This is a genomic window from Tardiphaga sp., from assembly GCF_044340795.1.
Taxonomy (GTDB): Bacteria; Pseudomonadota; Alphaproteobacteria; order Rhizobiales; family Xanthobacteraceae; genus Tardiphaga.
The window spans coordinates 1-4,083 of record NZ_JBIISY010000378.1 but is presented as its reverse complement, the minus strand read 5'-3'; the positions used below and the strand labels follow the sequence as shown (position 1 = coordinate 4,083).

The window sequence follows — 4,083 nt, the reverse complement described above, 5'->3', positions numbered from 1 at the left end:
AGGGATCACGACATGGAACGGTTTTGCGCCCATGCGGAGCAATGCCAATTCGGCAAGGTGCACATTCAGCGCGCGCGATTGCGTCTCGGAGAGGATTGCCGCAGTGTCGCCGGGCTTGACCGCACAACGCTCGAAAATCTCGCAGAATGCGTCGATCCATTTCGCCTCGATGCGATCCGCCAGCATGTTGCCTCTCCATGTTTTGTAGCGATTATCGTTGGATGATAGGCGCGGTCATGTTATATGAAAAGGAATATTTTTAAGATTAAAAGGACAGCGCGACGCTTGTTTTGAAGGCAGTGCGCGTTCCCGGAGCGGCGAACTTCATGGCGACTGACAGACCGGCGCATCACGTTCCGTCCCCTGACGCAAAGCCGGATGCTGCGCAGCCGATCAATCCCGCGACCTTCCGTCAAGCGCTCGGCCAGTTTCCCACCGGCGTCACCGTCGTCACGGCACAGGCCGGCGATCACCCGCTCGGCATGACGGCGAACTCGTTTTCTTCCGTCTCGCTTGATCCACCGCTCGTGCTGTGGAGCGTCGCCAAGTCTTCACCGAGCCACGATCCATTCGTGGAAGCGGACGCCTTTGCGATCCACTTTCTCGGCGCAGATCATGGCGAACTCGCGATGCGTTTCGGCCGTCGTGGCTCCGATAAATTTGCCGATATCGATCACCGCCCTGGCGTCACCGGCGCGCCGCTGATCGATGGGCTCGCCCCCATCTTCGAATGCAAGACATGGGCGCGCTATCCCGGCGGCGATCACACCATTCTCGTCGGTGAAGTCGTGCGCTTCGTCGAACGCATTCACGATCCGCTGGTGTTTCACTCCGGCCAGATGCGTCGCATCGACAAGGGACAACGGCAGGCGCCACCGCTTGCGTCAGACAGTTTTGCGCGCAACTACCTGCCCTATCTGCTGGCGCGCGCGAGCTTCAATGTCTCCAGTGAATTTCACGCGCGACTGAAGGAATGGGACCTCACGGTGCCGGAATGGCGCGTGCTGGCCTGCCTCACCGATGTCGAGGGCCTCTCTGTCGGCGAACTCGCCGCCATGGCGCTGATGAAACAGCCGGGGCTGACCAAGACGCTGGACCGGATGGAAGGTGACGAGCTTCTCAAGCGCAAGAGCGCGTCGAATGATCGCCGCCGCGTGACGCTGCATCTCACGGCGAAGGGACGTGCGCGCGTGAAGCCGGTGCTGCAGGCGGCGCTGACGCATGAGGCGTCGGTGCTCGACCGCTTCAACGACGACGAACGCGCGACCATCAAATATGCGCTGGATTTGCTGATCGACAACAACGAAACGCCGGAGCCGTAGGATGGGTAGAGCGCAGGCGCGACAGCGCCGGAGCGAAACCCATCACAGCACGCTCGGTGCATGTGGTGATGGGTTTCGCTGCGCTCTACCCATCCTACGATCCTGCGAAAATGGCCGGGACAAGCCCGGCCATTTTGCATTTCCAACGTCTCGCCTCACTTGATCGGCGCGACGACGCTCGGGTTCTTCCACGCGGACACATCGACCTTCTTCGACAGCATCCCGGTCTCGACATAGACGTCGAGCATCTTCTGGATCGCATCGAAATTCGGCGCTGCGCCCGGGTCGCGGGCGAAATCGTTTTCCTTCAGGAGATAGGTTTCCAGCACCGGAATCGGCGCCTTCATCACCTCGTTGACAACCTTCAACGTCTCCTCGCGATTGGCGAGCGCCTTCTGCATGCCCAGGGTCAGGTCACGCACATAGGCCTTGGCGAGATCGGGGTTCTTGTCCACGAAATCGGCGCGGCAGGCTTCGAGGATGTGCACGATGCCTTCCTGCTGCTGCGACAGCGAGAACAGCTTGCGCGTGCCGCCCTTGGCTTCCATGCGCGCGGCGAAAGGCTGGTTCATCACGGCGGAGTCGACGCGGCCCGAACGCAGCGCTTCTTCCGAGAGCGCGAAGCCGACTTCAACCATCTTGATATCCTTCGCAGGATCAAGGCCGGCCTGCTTCAGCAGGATCGCCATCGGGCCATAGATGCCCGAGCCGAGCGTGTTGATCGAAAGCGTCTTGCCCTTGAGATCGGCAATGGTCTTGATCGGCGAGTCGTCCTTGACAGCCCAATAGACCGAGAAGCTGCCCGGCTTTTCGAACACGTGCTGGGCGACCACATAGGCCTTGAGGTTACCACCGACCACGCCCTGGGCCAGCGCCAGCGGTGACTGCGTCGCGCAGTCCAGCGCGCCGGCGGCCAGTGCCTGGGTCATCGGCGCGGTGCCCTGAAACTGCACCCATTCGATGTTGTATTTCTTGCCGAGATCCGCGAATTCCTGCGGCCGCTTCATCATCCAGTATTTGGATTCCTCGGCCGGAATGGTCCAGCCCACCTTGATGGTTTGCTGGGCAAATGCCGCGCCGCTGCTCAGCAACGCCCCCACACTCACTGCCCCCAAAGCCAAAGCCGCAACCACGCCACGCTTAAAAGTCCGCTTCATCGTGTATCCCCTTGTGATGCCGATAGTGAATGCAAAACTCTTGCCGAAACTCTGCCCTTCACGATTGTTTCATGCTTCAAATGACCGCGCAATACGCCTCGCAAAGGGCTATATTGTCGCGTGAGTGGGTGAGGCTTCCAGCCGGGAATTGATTCAACATGAGCAATGACTTCTTCTCCGACCTCCTCGCCTCGATCTCGGAGCGCGGCCGCAACCTGTTGCGGCTCGGCCCTGCCTCGGTGGATCCCAAACAGAATGCCATCGACCTGATCGACCTGTGCGCCGAATTGCTCTCCGGCCGCGGCGAAGCATCGGGCACGGCGATCGCGCGCGGCGTGCTGGATCGCTACCAGTCGCTGGACGACGCGGGTCGCGTGATGTTCTTCGAGACGCTGGCGCATAAATACGGACCGGATCGCGACAAGCTGGAAAAGGCCATCGAGGCCTGGCGCGCCAAGCCGACCAGCGATGGCGCCGGCGCCTTGCACATCGCCTCCGAGCCGCAGCGGCAGGAATTGTTCCGCCGGCTCAACCGCGCGCCGGGCGGCACCAGCGAACTCGTCAAGATGCGCGAGGACCTGCTCGATCTGAAGAACGGCAACAAGGAGCTGAACGCTGTCGACAGCGACGTCATTCATCTGTTCGCATCATGGTTTAACAGAGGGTTTCTCGTGCTGCGCAGGATCGACTGGTCGACCCCCGCCAACATTCTCGAGAAGGTCATCAAATATGAGGCCGTGCACGAGATCCACGACTGGGACGACCTGCGTCGCCGCATCGATCCCGTCGATCGCCGCTGCTACGCCTTCTTCCACCCTGCCCTTGTGGACGAGCCGCTGATCTTCGTCGAGGTCGCGCTGACCGAAGCCATCCCCGGCGCCATCGCGCCGCTGCTGGCCAAGGACCGCGAGCCCGTTGCCATCGAGCGTGCACGCACCGCCGTGTTCTATTCGATCTCGAACTGCCAGCGCGGGCTCGGCGGCATTTCCTTCGGCAATTTCCTGATCAAGCAGGTGGTCGAGGAACTGCGTCGCGAATTGCCGAAGCTCGACACCTTCGTCACGCTGTCGCCGGTGCCCGGCTTCATGAAGTGGCTGAAGAAGGCGGATGACCTCAACCTGACGAACGAGGATCGCGCGCTGGTGGACCTGCTCGACGATCCGCTCTGGGTCAACGACACGGCCTTGCGCGAGCAGCTCAAGCCGGTGATGGAAGGCCTTGCCGCGCATTACTTCCTGAAGGCGAAGAACGCCCGCGGCGGCCCCGTGGATTCCGTTGCCCGCTTCCATCTCGGCAATGGCGCGCGGCTGGAGCGCATCGACTGGCTCGGCGATATGTCGGCCAAGGGCCTGCGCGAATCCGCCAGCCTGATGGTGAATTATCTCTATCGCCTCGAAGACATCGAGAAGAACCACGAAGCCTATGCCGATCACTACGAGATCGCGGCATCGAGCGCAGTGAAGAAGCTGCTCAAGACCGAAGGCGGCGGATTGAAGCTGCTGGACAGCATGCGGTTTTCACGGGCGGAGTGAGAGCTCTTGTCGTCCCGGCGGACGCCGGGACCCATAACCTCCGAGTCAAAAATCAAGGCTCCGTAGGGATGA

Annotated in this window: 3 protein-coding genes and 1 pseudogene; 2 read left to right on the top strand and 2 right to left on the bottom strand. The window is 61.3% G+C overall.

All coding sequences use genetic code 11. The features are described from left to right. Positions 1-186: pseudogene (locus ACIQ17_RS31705) on the bottom strand (peptidase M29); the annotation flags it as partial. A 140-nt stretch (positions 187-326) separates the two neighbouring features. Between ACIQ17_RS31705 and ACIQ17_RS31700 the strand changes: the two are divergent. Next, on the top strand, positions 327-1,322 hold the full coding sequence (locus tag ACIQ17_RS31700; protein ID WP_398473494.1) for a flavin reductase: 996 nt from the start codon (positions 327-329) through the stop codon (positions 1,320-1,322). A gap of 155 nt (positions 1,323-1,477) precedes the next feature. Here ACIQ17_RS31700 and ACIQ17_RS31695 read toward each other — a convergent pair whose 3' ends face one another. After that, on the bottom strand, positions 1,478-2,479 hold the full coding sequence (locus ACIQ17_RS31695; protein ID WP_398473493.1) for an ABC transporter substrate-binding protein: 1,002 nt from the start codon (positions 2,477-2,479) through the stop codon (positions 1,478-1,480). A gap of 158 nt (positions 2,480-2,637) precedes the next feature. Here ACIQ17_RS31695 and ACIQ17_RS31690 point away from each other — a divergent pair, with 158 nt between their 5' ends. Next, positions 2,638-4,011, top strand: a complete 1,374-nt coding sequence (locus ACIQ17_RS31690) for a malonyl-CoA decarboxylase (RefSeq protein ID WP_398473492.1) — start codon at positions 2,638-2,640, stop codon at positions 4,009-4,011. Positions 4,012-4,083: the final 72 nt, after the last annotated feature.